15 protein-coding genes and 1 tRNA gene are annotated in these 21,719 nt (G+C 39.1%); 9 read left to right on the plus strand and 7 right to left on the minus strand.

The window, feature by feature from the left end:
* Together AB7E63_RS01255 and AB7E63_RS01260 are read left to right on the plus strand one after the other, a co-directional pair.
* Positions 1–1,917 (plus strand): DNA topoisomerase IV subunit A, encoded by a 1,917-nt coding sequence (locus tag AB7E63_RS01255; protein ID WP_013925323.1) that lies wholly within the window; start codon positions 1–3, stop codon positions 1,915–1,917.
* 2 nt (positions 1,918–1,919) lie between these two features.
* Positions 1,920–2,549 carry a regulatory protein RecX gene (locus tag AB7E63_RS01260; protein WP_013925322.1) on the plus strand — a complete coding sequence of 210 codons (630 nt, stop codon included), beginning with the start codon at positions 1,920–1,922 and terminating at the stop codon, positions 2,547–2,549.
* A gap of 12 nt (positions 2,550–2,561) precedes the next feature.
* On the opposite strand, the gene AB7E63_RS01265 is transcribed toward AB7E63_RS01260, so the two are convergent.
* Together AB7E63_RS01265 and uvrA are read right to left on the minus strand one after the other, a co-directional pair.
* On the minus strand, positions 2,562–4,103 hold the full coding sequence (locus tag AB7E63_RS01265; protein WP_100067474.1) for a hypothetical protein: 1,542 nt from the start codon (positions 4,101–4,103) through the stop codon (positions 2,562–2,564).
* Positions 4,104–4,268: 165 nt separating this feature from the next.
* A complete protein-coding gene (uvrA, locus tag AB7E63_RS01270) occupies positions 4,269–9,977 on the minus strand; it encodes an excinuclease ABC subunit UvrA (RefSeq protein ID WP_241208951.1) in 5,709 nt (1,902 codons plus the stop codon).
* Between the two features lie 295 nt (positions 9,978–10,272).
* Between uvrA and AB7E63_RS01275 the strand changes: the two genes are divergently transcribed.
* Positions 10,273–12,153, plus strand: a complete 1,881-nt coding sequence (locus AB7E63_RS01275) for a formylglycine-generating enzyme family protein (protein ID WP_006340000.1) — start codon at positions 10,273–10,275, stop codon at positions 12,151–12,153.
* On the opposite strand, the gene AB7E63_RS01280 is transcribed toward AB7E63_RS01275, so the two are convergent.
* On the minus strand, positions 12,150–13,043 hold the full coding sequence (locus AB7E63_RS01280; RefSeq protein WP_006340001.1) for a BPL-N domain-containing protein: 894 nt from the start codon (positions 13,041–13,043) through the stop codon (positions 12,150–12,152). The two genes, AB7E63_RS01275 and AB7E63_RS01280, sit on opposite strands and share 4 nt — an antisense overlap.
* Positions 13,044–13,148: 105 nt before the next feature.
* Between AB7E63_RS01280 and AB7E63_RS01285 the strand changes: the two genes are divergently transcribed.
* On the plus strand, positions 13,149–13,526 hold the full coding sequence (locus AB7E63_RS01285; protein WP_006340002.1) for a hypothetical protein: 378 nt from the start codon (positions 13,149–13,151) through the stop codon (positions 13,524–13,526).
* On the opposite strand, the gene AB7E63_RS01290 is transcribed toward AB7E63_RS01285, so the two are convergent.
* A complete protein-coding gene (locus AB7E63_RS01290) occupies positions 13,523–13,975 on the minus strand; it encodes a PqqD family protein (protein WP_006340003.1) in 453 nt (150 codons plus the stop codon). The two genes, AB7E63_RS01285 and AB7E63_RS01290, sit on opposite strands and share 4 nt — an antisense overlap.
* A gap of 246 nt (positions 13,976–14,221) precedes the next feature.
* On the opposite strand from AB7E63_RS01290, the gene AB7E63_RS01295 reads away from it, so the two are divergent.
* The 3 genes from AB7E63_RS01295 to AB7E63_RS01305 all read left to right on the plus strand — a co-directional run bounded on the left by AB7E63_RS01295 (position 14,222) and on the right by AB7E63_RS01305 (position 15,612).
* On the plus strand, positions 14,222–14,905 hold the full coding sequence (locus tag AB7E63_RS01295) for a hemerythrin domain-containing protein (RefSeq protein ID WP_006340004.1): 684 nt from the start codon (positions 14,222–14,224) through the stop codon (positions 14,903–14,905).
* A 94-nt stretch (positions 14,906–14,999) separates the two neighbouring features.
* Complete coding sequence (locus AB7E63_RS01300; RefSeq protein ID WP_006340006.1) at positions 15,000–15,311, plus strand: hypothetical protein; 312 nt, start codon at positions 15,000–15,002, stop codon at positions 15,309–15,311.
* The gene (locus tag AB7E63_RS01305) at positions 15,292–15,612 is read left to right on the plus strand and encodes a class I SAM-dependent methyltransferase (RefSeq protein WP_036745824.1); all 321 of its coding nucleotides are present in this window, start codon (positions 15,292–15,294) and stop codon (positions 15,610–15,612) included. Before AB7E63_RS01300 ends, AB7E63_RS01305 begins: the two co-directional genes overlap by 20 nt.
* A gap of 19 nt (positions 15,613–15,631) precedes the next feature.
* Here the strand turns inward: AB7E63_RS01305 and AB7E63_RS01310 are convergent.
* Positions 15,632–15,718: transfer RNA gene (locus AB7E63_RS01310), tRNA-Ser, on the minus strand.
* Between the two features lie 103 nt (positions 15,719–15,821).
* Positions 15,822–17,273 carry a hypothetical protein gene (locus tag AB7E63_RS01315; RefSeq protein ID WP_241208952.1) on the minus strand — a complete coding sequence of 484 codons (1,452 nt, stop codon included), beginning with the start codon at positions 17,271–17,273 and terminating at the stop codon, positions 15,822–15,824.
* A gap of 88 nt (positions 17,274–17,361) precedes the next feature.
* Here AB7E63_RS01315 and AB7E63_RS01320 point away from each other — a divergent pair, with 88 nt between their 5' ends.
* On the plus strand, positions 17,362–18,552 hold the full coding sequence (locus tag AB7E63_RS01320) for an acetate/propionate family kinase (protein WP_006340012.1): 1,191 nt from the start codon (positions 17,362–17,364) through the stop codon (positions 18,550–18,552).
* Here the strand turns inward: AB7E63_RS01320 and rlmD are convergent.
* On the minus strand, positions 18,535–19,884 hold the full coding sequence (rlmD, locus tag AB7E63_RS01325; protein WP_006340013.1) for a 23S rRNA (uracil(1939)-C(5))-methyltransferase RlmD: 1,350 nt from the start codon (positions 19,882–19,884) through the stop codon (positions 18,535–18,537). The genes AB7E63_RS01320 and rlmD overlap by 18 nt on opposite strands.
* Before the next feature lie 124 nt (positions 19,885–20,008).
* Here rlmD and AB7E63_RS01330 point away from each other — a divergent pair, with 124 nt between their 5' ends.
* A complete protein-coding gene (locus AB7E63_RS01330) occupies positions 20,009–21,706 on the plus strand; it encodes a hypothetical protein (RefSeq protein ID WP_241208953.1) in 1,698 nt (565 codons plus the stop codon).
* Positions 21,707–21,719 lie beyond the last annotated feature (13 nt).

The raw sequence follows: 21,719 nt of genomic DNA on the forward strand, positions 1-21,719 counted from the left end.
ATGGAAGATGTTAAGCAATTAATGCAGATTCACTATCTTAAGTACGCATCTTACGTCATCTTAGATAGAGCAATCCCGCATGTTATCGATGGATTAAAACCTGTACAAAGACGTATCCTGCATACTCTATGGTCTATGGATGATGGGAAGCTACATAAAGTCGCCAATGTTGCTGGTCAGACGATGGCTTATCACCCCCACGGTGATGCTCCCATTACAGAAGCTCTTGTCAATATGGCCAACCGGGGTTATCTTCTAGACCAGCAAGGAAACTTTGGGAATATTTTTACAGGCGACCCAGCAGCCGCAGCGCGTTACATTGAAACACGCCTTGCTGCGCTTGCCAAGGAAACACTGTTTAATCCAGATCTGACCGCTTATGCACCATCTTACGATGGAAGGCACCAAGAGCCCATCGTTCTGCCCGCAAAAATCCCTCTTTTGCTTATGCAAGGCGCGACAGGAATTGCCGTGGGAATGTCCACCTCAATTCTCCCACATAATTTTGAGGAGCTCTTAGAAGCCGAAATCGCCATTTTAGAGGATCGTGAGTTTTCTGTTTTCCCAGATTTCCCCACCGGAGGAATCATGGATGCCTCTGATTATAATCAAGGGCGTGGCAAGGTTAAATTACGTGCAAAGATTGAAGTTCGTGATCCAAAAACATTAGTGATCACGGAAATCTGTTATGGCACGACCACTGAATCCTTGATCCGTTCCATCGATGAAGCGGCTAAGCGGGGAAAAATCAAAATCGATGCGATCAATGATTACACAGCAGAAAAAGTGGAAATTGAAATCAAGCTTCCGCGTGGACAATATGCCGAAGAATTGATTCAAGCGCTCTATGCCTATACCGAATGTGAAGTGGCCATTCATTCCCAAATTGTGGTGATCAAAGATGATCTGCCATGGGAGACAGATGTTGACTCTATTTTGAAATTACATGCTGAAAAATTACAAGAATATCTTCGTATTGAGTTAGAGCTTGAACGAGATAGATTTAAAGAAAAAATCTTTGCTAAAACACTCGAGCAAATTTTCATTGAGAATCGTCTTTATAAGAATATCGAGAATGCCACTTCCTATGAAAAAGTGCATGAAATCATCGAAAAAGGACTCATGCCCTTTCATGATCAGCTAACGCGCATTCCACATTATGATGATAGAGAAGGCTTGCTAAGCATTCCAATCAGAAGAATTTCTAAATTTGATTTAGAAAAAAATCTATCAGAAATTCATGCCATTGACAAACAATTGATTGAAGTTGAAAAGCATTTAAAGAACGTCAAGAAGTTTACAATCCATTACTTAAGGGGGCTTTTGACAAAATATGCAAAAGATTACCCGCGTCGCACGGAAATCACGTCGATTGAAGAAATTAATATGCGAGCAATTGCAACGCGGAAAATGACAGTGGGTTTTGATCCAAGTACTGGGTTTTTAGGGACTAAAGTAACAGGGAAGCTTTCATTTGAATGCACCAATTTTGATAAGGTGTTAATTCTTTTTGATGACGGAACATATACAGTCATTAATATTCCGGAAAAGCAATACCTTCAAACAGACCATAAAAAGGTTGTGTATGTGGGATGTGCAGATAAAAAAACGGTGATTAGTGTATTGGTTAAAGATCCGAAATCGCATTTTTGTTTTGCAAAACGTTTTATCATTTCCCAATTTATCTTAGATAAAATTTACCGCTATTTTGATGAAGACTTAGAATTGCAATTTATTTCGACACAACCTAATGTGAAGTTAGAGATACAATTTATTCCTAAATTGAAACAAAAAGTTTCTAAAATGGATTTTGATTTTAATGAAACTTTAGTGAAAGGCGTTAGTTCAAAAGGAATAAGAGTCGCAAATCGGGGAGTTAAAAAAATACTGGTGGGTAAAAATGAAGGGACAGCCTAGCCATGATGAAAATAACATGTTTTCCAAGTGCCAAAAAAAGCCATTTAATTGTTTCGATAGATGAAGAAGAATGGAAGTCTATTCATACCTCCATTTGGGGGCACAAACCCTCTCTTCCGCAAGAGTGTTTAGCGGCTTCCCTTTTTGAAGAACAATTTTATGAAATGGAATACCAGGCAACTAAACAGTATGTTTTGCGAAAATTGGCTGTCAGAAGTTACTTTACTCAAGAATTGCGACAATCTTTACTGAAAGTTCTAGTCAGTGATCACACCATTACACGCCTAATTGATGAGATGACTCAAAAAGGGTATCTAGATGATCAATCCCATGGCGAGCGTTGGATCAAGTCGCAAGCGGCTAAGAAATGGGGGCCCCACATCATTGCGCAGAAGCTGAAGGCTAAGGGGGTTGTAATTGAAGGCTTGCCTGATCTATTTGAATCTCTTTACGGTGCAGATGACCGTAAAAAACAAATTCAACTTTTATTAGATCGACAAGCCATTAAACGAAACCTTTCCGACTATTCTCAACGACAAAAGGCCATTGCATCATTAATTCGTAAAGGATTCAGTACAAGTGAAATCCTAAACGTGATGCAATCGGAATTTGTCGAACAATTTATGGAGTAATCCCCCTCTATCCTACGGAATTTGATCGGAACGTTGAGTATTTACACCAGTCAAAGGACTTACAATAATAGGTCGAAAAGCTGGATCTGCTCCCTTCTCAAGTAAGGTTTTAACGACAATTGATTTCCCATCTTTATTTAATTTTTTGTTAGCTTCAACTAATAATGTTGTTATGAGGATGTTTTTTTCATCTTGGATTTGAACAGGCAAATTAATGAGATTATAGTTTTTTAAATCTTGGATCATGCTTAAAATCTGAGCCGTGGGAATATTGTCAATTTCAGAAACAAGATCTTTCAAAACTAAATGGCCAATTTTTTCCTTAGAATCCTCAGGTCCGATTTCTCTATTTAAATCTACATTTCTATCAAACAGGCGAGAAATGATATCCCATTTCCTATCTCCTTGATCATGAATGGCTTTTTCAAGAAGCTCAAATTTTAAACCAGCTTCGCCATCCGCATGGTATTCACCAAATATGTCCACATTATTTGAGATTTGAGTGGGGGAAAAAGAAGCAAATTCATCAATAAAATCTCGGCAAAGTAAAGCTCCGATTGATTCTTTTGGTTCACCAATTTTCATATTTAAATCCGCACCTTTTTCGATTAAATAAGAAACGTATTTCCATTTCTTTTCATCATCATCCAAAGTCGTATAAATTGCTGTTAACAAAGTGTGGTTTTCAACAGAGCCATCTTTGGTTGTTAAGCTGAAAACATTATTGAGTTTGCCTTCTTCAGTGAGGTCATTTATATCTTTAAATATTCTTTCTTCTTCAGCTTCTGTTTTTGCATCATTTAATCTGTCCAACATCAAATTGATTCTCTGTAATTCGGCATCGGTAGAAACATTTGCATTGGGTGGAAATCCCAATTCTGCGGCGATGAATTCTGCAACCTCTCGATAGTTTTTTCTAAGTGCTAATTCGTAAAGGGTAGATGCTTCACCATGTTCTACAGCTTTGCTATTGAGCTCGATACCTCGAGCGTGTAATTCTTGTACAATAGACAATGCTTTTGCTGGATCTGAAATATCCATAATCGCAGTTGAGATAAGGGGGAGCGCATCTTTATTATCGGGATTGAGAGAATCTTCTTTAAGCAATACCTCATTTAATTCTCTATCTGTAAGCAAATCAATAAGCTCTTTAATCTCATCAAACGAACGTCTATCAAGAGCCCCAAATCCTTTTTCCAATAGATCGTGTTTTAGAGATTCCTTTGGAAATACTTCAAAGAAAATTTGTTGGACAAGATCCTTGTTTTCAGGCTTGATTTTTTTTAACCCAAGAATTTCTTTAAATTTATCTTGGACAATTTTCTTTCCTACCTCATCACTAGGGTGCTCGTCTACCATGTTTTTCATTGTAGAAGCAATTTTTGTAATTTTGCAGTCTTCGTAGGAATTTTTTCCTATCATTTTCTTCAATCTTCTAATAAATCTTCCGAGAAAACCAACTGATTTTAAAGTATTGCCATCTTTTTCTATGGCAATAAGATCTTTACCAAAGGATTTTGCTTGCAATACATTGATATTATTATTGTAAGTCATAAAATGCCTTATTTTATTAAATTAATAATTGCCTTACTCTTCATTATAAAAATTTCCTTAATAAAATGGAACGATGTCTATTTCGATAAATAGATTTTTATTTTGAGGTGTTTATTCTATATGCTAATAATGAACTGTAATTGTAAAGATCAAATGAAGGGGATATTAATTTAATGTATCTCGTAAATAAAAGCCCGTCCAAGAAGTTGGATGTGTGGCAATTTTTTCAGGAGTACCAACTCCCACAATTTCGCCACCTTTTTCTCCTGCTTCAGGCCCAAGATCGATGATGTAGTCACTATTCTTGATAAAATCCAAGTGGTGCTCGATAACAACCAAAGTATTACCTTTGTCGACAAGTTTGTGTAAGACTTTAAGTAATTTATCGATATCGTCACTATGAAGTCCCGTAGTGGGCTCATCTAGCAAATATAAAGTTTTGCCAGTGGAGCGTTTGGCGAGCTCGCGGCTTAATTTAATGCGCTGAGCCTCTCCGCCGGATAACGTGACCATTTCTTGCCCTAATTGCAGGTAGCCTAACCCCACAGAGATAAGGGTGTCTAAAATGCGGACAATTCGAGGGTGGTTTTCAAAAGCAACACGGGCTTCGTCTACTGTCATTTGTAGATATTGGCCCAAATTTTTCCCATTATAAGCAATTTCTAAGCTTATCGGGTTTAATCTAAGTCCTTTACATTCATCGCATATGACCTGAACTGCTGGAAGAAAATGCATTTCGACGCGTCGGTAGCCTAGACCCCAGCAAGCTGTGCACATTCCTTTGCGATGATTGTAGCTGAAGTGCTTAGGCTGCAATCCTTTAGATCTAGCCAAAGGAATCGAAGCAAAAAATTCCCGAATGCGCGTTAATACATCTACATACGTACAGACATCTGAGCGTACTGTATGACCAATGGGATTTTGATCGATCGAAATCATTTTATCAAAATTTTCGATTCCCGATACTTTAGCCCCTGGAAGTTCGACAGTGTCTGTTTTTAAAAGTCCTTTTTCGAAAGCTGGAACGAGGATTTGTCCTAATAAGGTGGACTTTCCTGATCCAGAAACTCCAGTTAAACAGGTAAACACGCCTTTAGGGATTTTCAATGAAAGATTTTTTAAATTATGTAGCGTCGCTTTTTCGATTGCAATACCGTCTTTCAAGACAGCTTTTCTCCGCTTTTTAGGAATCGGAATACTTTTAGCTCCTGATAAATAAGCGCCTGTCAAAGATTGCGGGTTATGTAGAATTTCCTGATAAGTTCCACGTGCAGTGATATGGCCGCCGTGCTCTCCAGATTGAGGTCCAAAATCGAGAATGTAGTCCGCTTTTTGAATAGAGCGAGGATCATGTTCCACCATCAGCATGGTATTTCCTAAATTTTTGAGATCTTGCAATGCCTGATTCAGGCGATCGCTGTCTCGAGGGTGTAAACCGATTGTTGGCTCATCCAACACGTACAAGACGCCCGTTAAGCCGCTACCTAGCTGTCGAGCTAGACGAATCCTTTGAGCTTCTCCACCGCTAAGTGTGGGTGCGCGTCTTTCTAATGCGAGATAATGTAAACCGACTTGGCAGAGAAAACGTAAGCGATTTAACAGCTGGGTTTTAACTTCGTCCAAAAGCTTAAATTCTTCTTGTTTAAGAACAAGTTTATCGATGAATTGGAATGTTTGTTCGATTGGTTGTTGGCAAACTTGGTGAATATTCAGGTTATTGATGGTGACATGCCGTGCGAGAGGATTAACGCGAGACCCTCCGCAGGAAGGACATTCATATTCATCAAGGAGAGGAAGTACGCCACTCTTAAGCTCACCTTTTCCGTGTTTCCCAATTTTTGAAAGCACGTGATCAATCCCTGCCCAGCGGAAAGTCAATGGGGGAGTTCCTTTACGCATCAATGTATAAAGCTTTTCGGATCCATTCATTAAAAGTTGTAATTGTTCAGCTGGAAGTTGATTAAGGGGGCAATAGGGATCAATCTGTTCTTCAGATAAAAATTTATCTAGAAAGTTCAAGGTAGAATGGGTGGTGTTCTCACCCCATAACCAATACATGAGTCCTTCAATAGAACGATCCATCACTTCATTTTTTTGAGCTAAATTCGCTCCATATTGATAGCCTAAGCCCTGGCAATCTAAACACATTCCCTCAGGTGTGTTAAAAGCAAATGTATGAGGTGTAATTTCAGGATAAGATTTGCCCGTTTTTTCAACAGCAAAAGACAGGTTGAAAAGTTCATCGCCCTTTTCATGCATGACGACTAATTTTCCACTGCCTTTTTCGGAGGCATTTTCAATGGCTTCTAAAAGGCGTTGTCGAATCGTTGGTGAAACTTTGAGACGGTCAATGACAAGAAAAAGCTCGTTTTTGCGCTTTCGATCAAAGGGAATGGATTCAGGTTCAGCGTCTAATTCATAAAACTCCCCATTCAAACGAATGCGGACAAATCCCTGCCTATTTAAGCGTGTGATCACTTCCGCAAATTTTTCATTTTTACGGATTTCAATGGGAGCCAAAATTTGAATTTTTTCGTCCAAAGGGTAATTCAAAATTCGATCAGCCACATGATCTTTACTAATCGCTTTGATGACTTCACCAGTTTCTGGACAATGAGGAATCCCTAGACGGGCAAAGAGGACTCGGAGATAGTCATAAATTTCAGTCATGGTTCCGACTGTACTACGAGGATTTCCAGCGTGCGATTTTTGTTCGATCGCAATCGCAGGAGAAAGGCCTTCGACATGTTGTACTTTAGGCTTAGGCATTTGCTTGACAAATTGGCGTGCATAAGGAGAAAGAGATTCAATGTACCTTCTTTGTCCTTCCGCGTAAATGGTATCAAAAGCCAGTGAGCTTTTTCCGGAGCCTGAAGGGCCTGTGCAAACGGTAAGTTTTTCCCTTGGAATAGTGACATTCACCAACTTTAAGTTGTTTTGTTCCGCTCCTTCTACTGTGATGGATTGGATAGCCTGTTTTGAAGGAGTCAGCTTCTTTTGCTTTTTCTTTTTTTGCTTGTTTGCTAAGACTTCCTGGGCCTTTTTTTCAAAGCAATGCTCAAGGGCTGTGCGAATGGCTGTTCCTGTGGGTGTTTCTTGCTTCGCAATTTTTTCAGGCGTTCCTGTCGCAACAACGCGACCTCCTTCTTCACCACCTTCGGGGCCGATATCGATGATCCAATCTGCCGTCTTAATCACATCTGTATTATGTTCAATCACTAAAACAGTATTTTCACGTTCGACAAGCTCATGTAAGACTTCGAGTAAGTGTTTGATATCATGAAAATGAAGCCCTGTTGTAGGTTCGTCGAAGATATAAAGTGTTTTTCCGGTAGATGGACGTACAAGTTCTTTGGCCAATTTAATGCGCTGAGCTTCACCGCCCGATAAGGTTGTAGAGGATTGGCCAAGTTTAATGTATTCCATTCCCACTTTTTGCAGCATTTCTAGCTTGTGTTTGATCGAAGGAATGTTTGTAAAAAAAGCGAGAGCTTGAGACACGTCCATCTCTAGGATGTCGTAGATGTTTTTTCCCTTGTAGAAAACAGATAATGTTTCGTGGTCAAATCGCTTTCCTTTGCATTGTTCACACTCGACCCAGGCATCATCAAGGAAATCCATGTCCACTTTGAGAAGGCCCATTCCACCACAGTTCAAACAGGAGCCTTCTCTCACATTAAAGCTAAAACGACCCGGTTTATATCCGCGCGCCTGACTTTCAGGCAGCATGCTAAAAAGATCCCGAATTTCATCGAACACTTTAATATAGGTCGCAGGATTTGAGCGTGGATTACGTCCAATAGGGGATTGATCAATTGCGATGACTTTATCAATTGCCTCTATGCCTTGAATCCCTTTGTGCGCACCGACACGATGGTCGCCTCCGTGCAAATGATTCGAGAGGGCTGGATAAAGAATGTCTGTAATGAGAGAGGATTTTCCAGATCCAGAAACACCGGTGACTGCGATGAAAACGCCCAGAGGAATTTTGACATCGATATTTTTTAAATTGTGGTGTGTTGCTCCTTGAATTTCAAGTGACTCTTTTTGTGGTTTACGCCTTTTTTTAGGAATGAAAATTTGTTTACGACCAGAAAGATAGGCGCCTGTTAAGGAAACGGGATTCGTTAAAAGGTCGGTTAAATCGCCATCGACAACTATTTCGCCCCCTAATACGCCAGGGCCAGGTCCAAAATCTAGAATATGATCAGCTTCCCAAATGGTTTCTTCGTCATGCTCCACAACGATCACCGTGTTACCCATATCTCGCAGATGTTTGAGGGTCGCAATTAATTTTTTATTGTCGCGGGGATGCAATCCAATCGAAGGTTCATCTAAAATGTAGGTAATTCCAACTAATCCACATCCAATTTGAGAAGCAAGTCTAACACGTTGAGCCTCTCCTCCGGAAAGGGTGGGGGCCGTTCGATCTAAAGCCAAATAATGTAGACCGACTTCCATTAAAAAATGGAGTCTCTCTTGGATCTCTTTAAGCAATTCACTCGCAATTAAGTTTTCTTGTTTGGAAAGCTTGAGATTAGCAAAAAATTGGACGCATTGTGCAATTGTCATAGCAGAGAGCGCAGAGATTCTTTTACCATTGAGTTCAGTCGCTGCAGGATAAGGCTTTAAGCGTTCTCCGTGACACTCCGGACAAACTTGTTGATGCATGAGTTTTTGCATCTTCTTTTGATAGGTATCGCTTTTTGCTTCTGTATAGCGAGTATGGGCTTCGTGTAGAACGCCTCTCCATTGGACACGGTCAATCCAAGTATAGCCAGTGACAGGGTGGACAAATTGCATTTTAGTCCACTTTTTTTCAGTCCCGTATAAAAAAACTTTTTTGGCACGTTCGCTTAATTTATTCCAAGGCGTATGCACGCTGAATCCAAACTGATCAGCCAGATTGTCATAAATATTGCCATACTTGACGGTCTGATAGGAGCTTCCGATCGAACAGCAGTCCTCGGCGATGCTTAAAGTTGGATCAATAATCAAATCTAAATCGTATTCAACGACTGTGCCGAGTCCACTGCATCTTGGGCACATCCCTGCGGGACTATTGAAAGAGAAATCGTGAGGTTCAAGTGAATGATAGGAAAGGCCTGATTTTGGAGAGAAGGCGTGCATTGAAAAAAATTGCTCATCTTCACCATTTGCTGTTAGGGCAATACATTCCCCTTGACTCAGGTTAAGAGCATGCGTCACAGATTCTGCAATACGAGAGTGATTATCGGGCTTAACTTCAATACGATCGACGACGATATCGATGTCGTGGGCGACGGAACCATCTAGGGTAATGGAGTCTTCCAAACTCACGATTTGTCCATCTACTCTCACGCGCATAAAGCCTTTGCGTAATAAATCTTGGAAATCTTCCTTAAATTCCGCTTTTTTCCCACGAGCAAAAGGGGCGAGAATAAGCAACTTAGACCCTTCGGGCATGGTTTGAATGGTTTTGATGATTCGCTCTTTACTCTGAGGGGAAACAATTTCTCCACTGACAGGGCAATGAGGAACGCCAATGCGGGTATAAAGGACTCTTAAGTAATCATAGACCTCGGTCATAGTGCCAACGGTAGAACGGGGATTGCGTCCGGCTGTTTTTTGCTCAATGGAGATTGTTGGAGAAATTCCTGACGCATGTTCCAGATCTGGCTTTGCCATATCGCCAAGCTGTCGTCTCGCGAAGGTGGAAAGCGATTCGATGTAGCGGCGTTGTCCTTCCACATACAAAGTGTCAAAAGCTAAAGATGACTTACCTGATCCAGAAACTCCGGTGAAGACAACCAGTTGGTTTGGATTGATGGTCAGATCGATAGATTTAAGGTTATGGACCTTAACTTTTTTTAAAATGATTTGGCGATTATTCACTTTATTTTTTATACGTGGGAATAGATTGATAATTTTATTTAATTTAAAGATTTTGGTAAAAACCCAAAATTCCACTATCGATTTTAATCGAGATGAGATAAATCAGCAAGTACTGTGAAAAAATTTCAACCTATTTTATAGATATAGAGAATATTTTACTCGCAAAAAAGCAAAAATTTTGTTTTTTTTGATTTTTTGGATTGCACTTTGTGAGCAGTTCTTGTAAAAGAATTTTTGAAACATTTTTTGATGGATAACCCAGCTCAATAACTAGACGTGATAGAAGGAACATAATATGCAAAAAATGATGATAACCGCTTGTTTGGTTGCCAGCGTCGCCATGAATTTAGATGGAGGGATGCCTTTGCAAACAAACGCCCATTTTTCTGCAAAAGAATGGACCGATATTCAAAAGCTAACGTCAGATGTCGATCAGATTGTTTTGCTGGATGGTACACACGTATCCGGGACCATTGAAAAAATCCCCAAATTGAGCTATCCCTTTGGAACCATTAGCTTTGCTCCTTCAGATGTTGTGGCGCTCGTCTTTTTGCAAGATCAAGGGCAAACCAAAATGGAACTTGTGACACAAGAAGGCTTACACTTTAAGGGAGAGGTTTCTAAAGATTATTTTATTTTATCTCCCGATCACGAGCCACAAAAAGTGATTTTTCCTTACAAAGTGCATTGGGTTGTCTTCAAAGATCAAAAACGAGATCCAAAAAAACCCAAAGAAAAGCTTTATTGTCTGAAGCTACAAAATGGGGATGTGTTAACAGTCGCGTTAGGGAATCATCCGATCTCTGTCACAAACGAGCAGGGAGAAATGACTCTAAAATCGGATGTCATTGAAAGTCTCTATTTCGACGGCAAATTGCACGGAACACTGTCAGATGCAACAGGAGAACAAAAAGAGCTACCCTATTCCTCTGTCAAGGAGCCTGTATTCGTCGCAAAATTAGGAAACACCTCGCGGCTTATCCGACTTCCTTGGAATGAAATTGATTCATTAAAGGTCAGTCAACCTATCGGAGAAAACAAAGAGGCTGATTTTGATCTTTTAACAAATCGGCTTCCAGGCGTTCAAATCAATGTACAGCCTTCCTTGCAAAAAGTGCAACACGCGGAAGAAAAAGTCGCTAAAACAGAACCTGAAAAGAATGAGCCTCCTGAAATTGCTTTTATTTTTCTAGGTGATGACTCCAAAAGTAAGCAACGAGACGATATGCTTTTGGAAGAAGATAACGGAATAGGTGTTAATATCACTGCAGAAGCCTTTGATATTGATGAATCTAAATTAGAAGCTGGCGAAGCGGCAGATTCTGACATTGAATTTGTGTCTAAATCAAATCAATCCACTTGGAAAGTTTCGTTCCCCGAAAATTATCAGCCCATAGCATTTAATCCTGTTAAAAGTACAACTCACACTTCATTTGGAGATCCCCTTGTGAGAAATTTAGAGATCAATCCCGATATTCAACAACCTAACTACTTTGAGAATAATGATCTCGAAGAGTTAGCAGCTGATCCTGATATTTTTGATACCTTTTTATCTGCTGAAGAATTTGAAGAGGCGTTAACTCATACAGCGGAATTTTCTGAATTCAAATCTCCAGCAACAGGCAAGCAAGTGCATAGCGGGGTAAATGTTCACGTTGAAAAAGCTCGTCCCGTAGAAAAAGAAGCGATGGTCTTTGTTTCTGCACGGATTCATCAAGCCCCCGACTATTACATTGATCGGGATCGCGTGACGAATAAAGAATATAAAAAGTTTATGGAGGCGACAAATTACCCCGCTCCTTCTCACTGGGAGGATGGTGAAATCCCTGTAGGGAAAGAGCATGAGCCTGTTGTGAATGTGTCTTACAAAGACGCATTAGTTTATGCAGTTTGGGTAGGAAAACGATTGCCTTCGGAAGCAGAGTGGATGCGCGCCGCACGCAATCACATGCTAAATCTTTCCGAGGATGATTCAATCAAGGAATGGACGTCAACGGCCTATACGCGGGGATTCGAAAATCAAGAAAAAAAGCTTGCCGTTGTCCATGCAAAACATCATTCTGCGAGAAAATATGACATTGTGCGTGTGTGTGCAGGAAGCCCAGCTGCGCCGTTATCAGCAGATACTTGCTGTCCCTCTACAGGATTTCGTTGTGCCTCGCATGTGCATGATTAGTCACGTACCTGAACATGGAGCTCTCTCAAAAGCGATTTAAAAACAAATTTTTGCTCATTCTCATGCGCTTTAAATATTTCGATGGTTTTTTCCATTTCTTCGGATTCCCAATCATCTAGTTTTTTTTGCATGTCTGCAGGCAAGTGCTCATTCAGAAGGATTTGATCAGTTTCTTGCTTAAATTTCTTATATTCTTCTTCGACATGTTCTCCTCGAATTTCTGGATGATTTCCGATAAGCGCCACATTCCATCTTTCACCAAATTTACAGACAAGTGCTGCTGGGACTTTGTGCTCATACTCAAGCATGACTTTTGCATGTTGAGTGTTAAAAGGCATTTGAAAACCGATGGCGTGATTGGAAAAAATAGAAAAAGGATTTTTTATGTGTGAATTTTCTGATCCGATCCATCTAACTAAAGCCGCGCGGTATTGAAGAGGGGAGGCAGGATCGTGGTTCGGTTGATTAAAGAGAGGGCCAAAACAGTTTCCTTCAAAAAAACCGAAGAGTTTATTCGAAGGGATTTCAAAGTCAATATGAAGAGGCATTTTTAATTCAGTGTGCAGAAAAAATTTTGTCCCCGCTATTCCAGCGCCAGCGCATGATCCAAAGTATTTTCCATCCGTGACAAATTGTTGGATGCGTCGAACATTTTCCGGTGTTAAACTCTGTTGAATTTTAGTTAGTGTTCCTCCCGGAAACACAAGGGTGCTATGATTGCGGTTTGACCAAGGCAAATGTGTTATATGTTCCAGAGTTTTTACTTGATATTGAGACTCAACAACAGATTCAAACTCATCGTATAGATTTTGAGAGCAATCTCTATCTATTCCTGGTCCTGTGTAAATGAAAATTTCTGAAGAGTCGAGCGGTCGATTTGGAATACTCATGGAATTTATCCTGTTGGCCTAATTTTTCTAATATTTCTTTAAAAAAACGTTCATTTTATAATAAAACAGATAGGAAGTATTTCTTACTGAAGAAAGGAGGGCTATATGTCTCATTTCTCCTCAAATTTTTTGTCATTTTTATGCTTTTTTAGTCTTTTTATCATTTATTTCCCATTAGACTCTGATTCTAAAAGCTATCTCCCCGATTACTCCACGTGCATACGCAGCTATGACGCTGGACAGCAACTCAATAGTCAACAATCGATCCGTTTCTTTAATGGCTGTGGGGAAGATTTGTATATCAATGTATGCATTTTAGATGAATCAGGAGAAACTAAACTTTATAGCAGCGGCAGAACAGTTCCTAGTTATGGAAATTACACCATCTCAACATTCCCTTTTTCCTCTCCCAAAAAGGTTGTTTTAAGTGCGGCTCCTTTTTCACCCGCTGTTCCAAGTTTATGCCAACCAAAAGCGACTTAAAAAGATGAAAATGCCAAATTCAGCATTGTTTGAGCTTCGCTTTCAAAAAGAGGGTCGAGAAGCAAAAGTTCTTGCATTTCTGTGTATTTGTTCAGGCATGGTGATACAAATGGGCTTTTGATAGATAGTGGTTGAGAGTAGGGGTGGTAGAAGTTAAATGTGAGTTCAATTTCTTTTTGCTGAACAATGAGTTTTTCCTCCTGAAGTTGCAGGACGAATGCAATAATTTCTTTCTCAGTCGTCTCGGGAACCTCTTCGTAATGGGTATAGATATCTTCCAGAATCTGTTGGGTAGGATATCCGTTCATGAGTCCATTCCATATAAAAGTTCCCACATAATCGAGACTATAATATGTACCTGTTTCAAGATGAACGATCACAATTTCTTCAGCTAAAATTTGATAAGTCACAAATGGTTTATTTAGCTTAAATCGCCGAGATAAATGCATAAAGAAATCCTCTTCATTCTTCCGATCACAAGTTTCACTATCATAAATTTCAAAAATAACAATAAATTCATTTGTCTTGTGCTAGGGTTGTAAATGTTACAGATTTTTTTTTCAATCCTTTTAAATTGGATTGAGAGAGCAGAAAATTTTATGCGATGAGAAAAGAGATAAAAAACTATTTATAACCTTATTGACACCTTATTCTTGGTTCTTTAGATAATTATTCTAAATAATCAGAGGTGTGAGATGAAAATTTTATCAGCGTTCATAGGCATTTTAGTGTTTAGTTCAACCCTTCTTTTTGCTGACTCAATTGGTGAACAAAAAGAAACATTGACCAGTGAAGAGATCTCTCCAAATGAAGATTTAATGAGAGAACATGGTGTTTTGAACCGACTTTTATTAATCTACCAAGAAATCGCGCGGCGCATCGATAATCATGAGGCCTTCCCTGTACAAATTCTGGCAAAAACTGCAAAAATCGTGAGGGATTTTTTAGAGGATTACCATGAGAAGCTGGAAGAAGAGTATGTTTTTCCTCAATTTGTAAAAGCAAATCAACACATAGAATTAGTCAGGGTTCTAAAAGATCAGCATCAAGTTGGAAGACAGCTGACCGATTACATTCTTTCACATACTTCAGAAGCTGATTTAAAGGATGAAATCCAAAAAATGATCTTAGCCGATTATCTACGTTTATATGTGAGAATGTTTCGCCCTCACGAAGCACGTGAAGATACTATTTTATTTCCTGCTTTTCAGAAGCTCTTATCAAAAGAAGAATACATGAAACTAGGAGATAAATTTGAAGATAAAGAGCATGAGCTATTCGGATCCGCGGGCTTTGAAGGCATCGTAGATCAGGTCGCGAAGATTGAACAACAATTGGGGGTATATAATCTTGCTGAATTTACCCCTCAGCTAAAATAAAAATGTTGATGAATATTTTTTGATCACGAATTCTAACTCCTATATGATTATGACAACTCTCTAGAAGGACCTTATGAATAACGTGTGGAAATAATTGCATTCTAATTACCAAGAACAAGATTGGATTGAAAAGCCCTCCCTATTTGCAGAAACAGCCATTCAATACTTTCCGAAAGAAGGACGTCTACTTGAATTGGGTGCGGGGCATAGACAAGATAGCTTTTATTTTGCTAACGAAGGCTATGAAGTAACCAGTACGGATATTGAAATAACTTCTATCTCTGTCAATTTAGCGAATCTATCCGCAGAAATAAGAAAAAAAATCAAGATTATGCAGCTCGATTTGAAAGAGAAATTACCGTTCTTACGATGTGGTTTATGCCCATTTGTCTTTACACTACTTTGATCTAAAAACGACTTTAGCTATTCTAAGCGAGATAGAGCGCATATTAAAGCCCGGGGGAGTTTTTGCTTTTTTAACCAATTCGGTTAATGATCCAGAATACAAAACGGGTAAGCTTTTGGAAGAAGACTTCTTTCAGATGGATAAGGTCACGAAAAGGTATTTGAGTATTGAATCGGCAAGACAATTAACTCGAAATTTCCAAATCGGTCTTTTAGACAACCTTGGGCAAACATACAAAGACCAAGCAAAAGGTGTTAATCATTTGATTCGATTTGTTGGAAATAAATTGGAAGCGTTATGAGCTTTAAATGGCAACGGATCGGAAGAGGAGGGATTTGAACCCCCGGTACTATCGCTAGTACATCTGTTTTCGAAACAGACGCAATCGGCCACTCTGCCACTCTTCCAAGAAACAATAAGTTTGCCATAACTTGATGAGAGAAATCAAGATGTTTCCTATGAGCGCTCTACATGCCACCCATTCGCCTAAAATGATATGACAAGATTTTTTTATTTAAGTTCATTTGCCTTGTCTTCAACTAATTTTTTTACTTGTTCCTGCGCCTCATCCATAGTCATCTCTTCCCGAAGAAATTGGTTGCGAATCTCATCGATTCTTGCAGCAAAATGAGGATATTGCAAACGATATAAATGATAATTAGCAATTCCTTGAATGGTGGAATTAAATGAACGATTTTCTCGAATATAACAACCTAATTCTTTTGCTTCTTCAATGATTTTAGAAGAAAATTCAGGGAATTGTGCAAATGCATTAAACGCATTAAATTTGGTTGAAAGGTATTCATAAAGTTCGGAATCCTCGCCAAGTTTTTCTTCTACGAGCCGAAGTAAATTAGCGGCTAAACGCGCTTTGTGGGGATTTGTCTCATAAAACGGAATTTTTCCATAAGAAAGAGCGGTTGCTAGAGAATTATCTCCGGTGCAACCAATTAAAGGCGCACTTAGTTGTGTTAAAATTTTAAAGTCTTTATTAGTCAAAGCTCCAACGTCAATGATTCTGATTTGAAGTCCATTATCTTTGATGGGGATCGATGTCTCTTTGATCTGATCTCCTTTATAGGCAATGACTTTAATGCAACCAACATTTTGTCTGACAAGATTTGCTTTCTCATTCTCTAGAAAGTTGGCAATGTTATGCAAATGACCTTTGCATGGAAAGCAGATGTCAATGGATTTTTGTTTCTCTTGAAGCTTAGTAAATGCAACCGCATCGAGAATAAATTTTACGGCCTTATTTAAGGTGCTCATATAACAGAAAAAAAGATCACTTAACGAAAGATATGTTTCTATCTCTTCTTGGCTGGGTTGTGCATTTTCGAATAACAACATTTTCAGTTGGGTATTTTCAAGCATTTCCCAAGTAAAAACTTTTGGATTACAAGTAAATATTCCGTGGCTTTCGGTACCTAAACCCATGACAACAGAATTTTTCCACTGGTTATAGCTACCAGCATGTCCAGGCGTGGAAGGATCTTCGTCATATTCATGGATATTGATCCCTTTTTGTTTTTCTACAGTCGCAAGATTATTTAATTCCCAAGGGATACTGATTGGACCTGAAATCCATAGCGCAGCTTTTTGGATTTTTTGTAAGGTTTCTTCCTGAAAAGGTTCAGCTTGATAGGAAATTTGATAAGAGCACCGGTCGATTTTTGGTGCAGGCAATAAGCCTTCATGAACAGTAGGGCTGTTTGCGATTAAGTGAATATGGCGTTCAGGGAATTTTTTATGCAAATGCTTGATCATAGAGAGCATGTGAAAGTAATCCCCTTTGCCATCGGGAAGCACGTAACCTGATACAATGATTTCTCCTTGACCTGGGAGAGACGCGTATTTCTTAAAAATGTCATATAAAGTTCTGTCGAATTTATTATAACTATTCGTTTGTTCAGAATTATTATAATAGGATGCAGTATTTATACTTAGATATGGTGTATACATAATTTCTTATTTTTAGTTATTTATATTTAAAAATAATAATTCATTTGTTATTTATTAATAAAGATATAATAAGATTTTGTGAGAGAAAATGTACATTCTTGTTTTAAATGTCGGATCTAGTAGTATTAAAGCTGCTCTATTTAAAAAAGGAGACGGTCGTCTAGATACATTATGGAATGCAACATTAGCTAGAAGAAAAGAGAACATTTTTGTTCGTAAAATGACTCAAAAAGGGATCTCACATGAGGAGTTGATTGAGATATCTTCACTTTACGAAGGGCTTAAGCCTCTTTTAGAAAGCCTTTGGTTAGGGGAGACACCTCTTCTACATAGTCCAACAGAAATTGCCAGAGTTGGTCATCGCATTGTGCATGGAGGGGAAAAACTTCTGAAGCCGACTGTTATAACCGAAGAGGTCAAAAACGAGATAAAGTCTCTTTGTTCGATCGCTCCTTTGCATAATCCCCCTGGCCTACAAGGAATTGAAACGGCTCAAAAACTCTTTCCTGACAGTATGCATATTGCTGTTTTTGACACCTCTTTTCATCAAACGATGAGTGAAGAGGTCTATACTTACCCTGGTCCCTATGAATGGAGAGAACAGGGGATTCGTCGATATGGCTTTCACGGAATTAGCTATGAATATTGTACTGCTAAAGCCATCGAAATGTTGCATCAATATCCCACCGAAAAAATGATTTGCTGTCATCTGGGCAATGGTTGCTCGGCTGCCGCGATCTATCAAGGACGTAGCTTGACCACTTCCATGGGTTTTACACCTCTTGAAGGTTTAATGATGGGAAGCCGAACGGGTTCCATTGATCCAGCCATTCTTTTGTATTTGTTGCGTGACAATAAGACTTCGGTGGATTCTCTTAACCATTTACTTAATTATGGCTCAGGACTGAAGGGGATAAGTGGGGAGAGTGGAGATATGCAATGGATTATCCAACAAATGGAAGCGGGTAACCCGCGAGCAAAACTGGCCTTTGAGATGTTTATTTATCATCTAAAATTTTATATAGGAGCTTTTGCTGCTGCTCTTGGGGGTTTGGATGTGTTGATCTTTACGGCGGGGATAGGAGAAAATGCCGCTTTAGTTCGAGAAGAAACGTGTAAAGGTCTTAGCTTTTTGGGGATCCATTTGGATCAACATGCAAACCGCAATTGCATTCCAAATCAAGATGTGGCAGATGCGCATTCTCCCACACGCATTCTAGTCATCCATACACAAGAAGAATTCGCTATTGCGCAAGCTTGTTTAGTGATGCAAAGTTAATTTTACAACAGTTTCGACATGAGCTGTTTGTGGGAACATATCAAAAGGCGTGACCTGCTCGATTTGATAGCCGTGCTGAACAAGAATTTTAAGATCCCTAGCCAATGTTGCGGGATCACAAGACATATAAAGAATGGTTTCTGGTTTAACGATCTTTAAACGGTTCAATAAAGACTCCTCGCATCCTTTCCTTGGCGGATTTAAAAAGACAACATCGATATCTTTAAGCGATTGGATTTTAGACTCAGCATGATCACAATAAAAAACGGCATTCGAAATTTGATTAAGTTGAGCATTGGCATTCGCATCTTCGATTGCTTGTGGAACACATTCAATTCCTATACATTCTTTAGCCTGTCCGGCCGCAATTAAGGTCATTGTTCCAACGCCGCAAAAGGCATCCAAGAAAGTTTTGGTTTTATCCAGATCAGCAAGGGATAGCACATGTTGATAAATCGATTCTGCTTGGGCCGGATTGACTTGAAAAAAGGCGGAAGGAGAGATATGAAAATGATGATCACAAATCATCTCTCGAATATAAGACTTCCCTGCTAAAGTGTGCCAATCTGTTCCCAAAATGACATTGTCTCGCTTTCGGTTAATGTTTTGAATGACTCCTTTAACTTCGGGGCAGGCTTGCATGATTTGTTGAGCTAAAGCTTGAAGAGATGTGCATTTCTCTTGAGAAGTCACAAGGATCACCAAACTTTCTGATGTTTGAAGAGCACTTTTAATCAATAAGTGTCTCAAAACTCCTTTGCCTGTTCGTTCGTCGTAAGGCGCGATATCAGATTGTTTTAGAAGTTTTAAGACGGATTGGTAAACATTTTCCCCTTGTTCACAGTGGATTAAACAATGATCGACGGGGATGATTGTATGAGAATTGCGTGCATATAGTCCGACTGTGAGTCCATCAGGTTTCATCATGACTGGCAATTGAATTTTATTGCGATATTCCAACTCTTGTGGTGAAGAAACACAGGGATCGATGGAAATATTTTTTAGGTGGCCAATTCTCTCTAAAGCATTGAGGACAATTTGTCTCTTCATTTCAAGCTGTTTAGGGTAACCTAAATGCATCAATTGACAACCGCCACACTGACGAAAGATTGGGCAAGGAGGTGTGGCACGATCAGGTGAAGGTGTAAGGATTTTTAATAATTTCCCTCGACCATAATTTTTCTTTAATTCAGTAATTTGAATGCTCACCGTTTCATCAGGCAAGGCCCCTTCCACAAAGAAAGTTAATCCTTCATAAGAGCCAACGCCCTCGCCAAAAGAACCAAGGGAGCGAATAAAAAGATCGATTTGTTGATGAAGTTGCAAATTCATATGACCTAAAAGTATAAAATTCAATTAATTATAGCACTGATCAATGATCTTTAGCAAGAGTTGGTTTTGTTTAAACCTGGATTAAAGGTAGTCTATAATGGGAAAACGTTGGGGAGATATCACAATGAAAAAAATACTTGGTTTATGGATGCTTTTTTATCTTTCCACTGCAGCTGCAGAGCAGTCTGTTTTAGAACATGTGCAAAGTTTGTATACAATTCAAGATGACTGTTTGATCAATGTTGAAGGGAACGTTTTTGAGAAAATTCCTTTTAAAAGTTCCCTGCATGAGCAATTGTCTTATAAATTAAAGGATGCAGATTGGGCAGATGTCATTTATATGGCTTATGAAACACACATAGCTTCTTTTTTAACCGACGTTGAATCTTTCGAGCGTGCTCTGCTGAAGATTTGTCAGCAATTAGGTACACCTTATGGTGAAAAAGCTTTATTAAAAGCTCTCGATGAAGAGCATTTTGTGTTGCATCGTTCTCTAAAAATTGGTGTGCAGAATTTTTTAAAGGCGTTTTCAATTCCGTCATTGGAATACTCCGAGAAAAAAAGGCCTTTAAAAATTGCGATTATTACAACGACCTCTACAGGAGGGAATTTATCGGTCGCCCAGGCCGTTAGAGGCTATCTGGATCTATTTCCAGATCTTTATGAAGCAGTTATGATTGATTATGAAACGTTTGCTGAAACATTCGATCCGATTAAAATTGCCACGGGAAAGTATACGACAGATGGGGTTTTTAGATTGATGCAGCAGTACAATGATGTAGATGCACGCTTACTTGAACAAAGTCTGATGTGCCAAGAAGTGGCGAAATACATTCCGCATCAAACAGGCGCTGCCTTGAAGAAAAAGTTACGAGAGCTTCAGCCCGATTTAATCATTTCTACACGCAATTATTATCCCGATGATTTTAATCTGCTTTCCTTAAATATCCCTTTTAGAATGTTGTATTGCGATCACGATCTATGTCTTTTTCATCAGGAGTATCTAGGTAAAATAGACTCTGAGAGGGTCAAGTTTTGGCTGCCTTCATTTTCTCCTCGATTTTTTAAGACTTTTTTTGAGTCTATGGAGAAGAGAAATTTCAAAGGTGATTGGACAGCAACGATCCATAGAATAGCCGAATTGACGCGATCTTCATTTGACGAAATCGATAAAACTTTTGAAGTCATTGGCTACCCTGTGCGCCTAGAATTTCAAAAAATTGAAGATTTAGAACAAATCAAAAACAAATGGGATTTAAGCACAGAAGAGAAAGGTATTTTGATTGAAATGGGTGCCAACGGAGTCGGAATATTGGAGCATATTTTTCACCTTTTGAAAAATGAACCTTCAGATGGTATTCCGAAAAAATATTTTTTTATTTGCGGGAGAAATGAAGGATTAAAAAGTAAGCTTCAATTAGAAAATTTTTTGCCTAGACATGCCATTTTAGGGTATCTTTCTGCAAGCGAAAAAAATGAGCTCATGCATATATGCTCGTTGATGCTTTCAAAACCAGGAGGCGCGACTGTTGCCGAGCTCATCAAAGTGCAATTGCCGATGCTTATCATGCATATCCAAAAGTTCTGTGAAGAAGGAAATAAGCAGCGGCTTTTCGAAGCAGGTTTAGCCTATGTATATGATCCTGATCAACCCTTAAGTAAGCAAATTGAACGGATTCTCGAGAAAAGCCCTTGTGTAAGTGAGGAGGGTTATCTTGATTGGCAAGAAAAATTATCAGAAAAGTTGAAAGTATTTATGAGGGTCACAATTGAGCAAAAAAATTGCGAAAAAGAGCGAATCGCATGTAATCTGACAAACTAATTAACAGTGTTGA

It is taken from the genome of Parachlamydia sp., assembly GCF_050255895.1.
Taxonomy (GTDB): domain Bacteria; phylum Chlamydiota; class Chlamydiia; order Chlamydiales; family Parachlamydiaceae; genus Parachlamydia; species Parachlamydia acanthamoebae.

Excerpts from the sequence above, each read along its gene's own strand:
- AB7E63_RS01280 (WP_006340001.1), bottom strand. The coding sequence starts at position 13,043 with ATGAGTATTCCAAATCGACCGCTCGACTCTTCAGAAATTTTCATTTAC.
- AB7E63_RS01275 (WP_006340000.1), top strand. The coding sequence starts at position 10,273 with ATGCAAAAAATGATGATAACCGCTTGTTTGGTTGCCAGCGTCGCCATG.
- AB7E63_RS01260 (WP_013925322.1), top strand. The coding sequence starts at position 1,920 with ATGATGAAAATAACATGTTTTCCAAGTGCCAAAAAAAGCCATTTAATT.
- AB7E63_RS01265 (WP_100067474.1), bottom strand. The coding sequence starts at position 4,103 with ATGACTTACAATAATAATATCAATGTATTGCAAGCAAAATCCTTTGGT.
- AB7E63_RS01290 (WP_006340003.1), bottom strand. The coding sequence starts at position 13,975 with ATGCATTTATCTCGGCGATTTAAGCTAAATAAACCATTTGTGACTTAT.
- rlmD (WP_006340013.1), bottom strand. The coding sequence starts at position 19,884 with ATGAATTTGCAACTTCATCAACAAATCGATCTTTTTATTCGCTCCCTT.
- AB7E63_RS01285 (WP_006340002.1), top strand. The coding sequence starts at position 13,149 with ATGTCTCATTTCTCCTCAAATTTTTTGTCATTTTTATGCTTTTTTAGT.
- AB7E63_RS01295 (WP_006340004.1), top strand. The coding sequence starts at position 14,222 with ATGAAAATTTTATCAGCGTTCATAGGCATTTTAGTGTTTAGTTCAACC.
- AB7E63_RS01330 (WP_241208953.1), top strand. The coding sequence starts at position 20,009 with ATGAAAAAAATACTTGGTTTATGGATGCTTTTTTATCTTTCCACTGCA.
- AB7E63_RS01320 (WP_006340012.1), top strand. The coding sequence starts at position 17,362 with ATGTACATTCTTGTTTTAAATGTCGGATCTAGTAGTATTAAAGCTGCT.
- AB7E63_RS01255 (WP_013925323.1), top strand. The coding sequence starts at position 1 with ATGGAAGATGTTAAGCAATTAATGCAGATTCACTATCTTAAGTACGCA.
- AB7E63_RS01315 (WP_241208952.1), bottom strand. The coding sequence starts at position 17,273 with ATGTATACACCATATCTAAGTATAAATACTGCATCCTATTATAATAAT.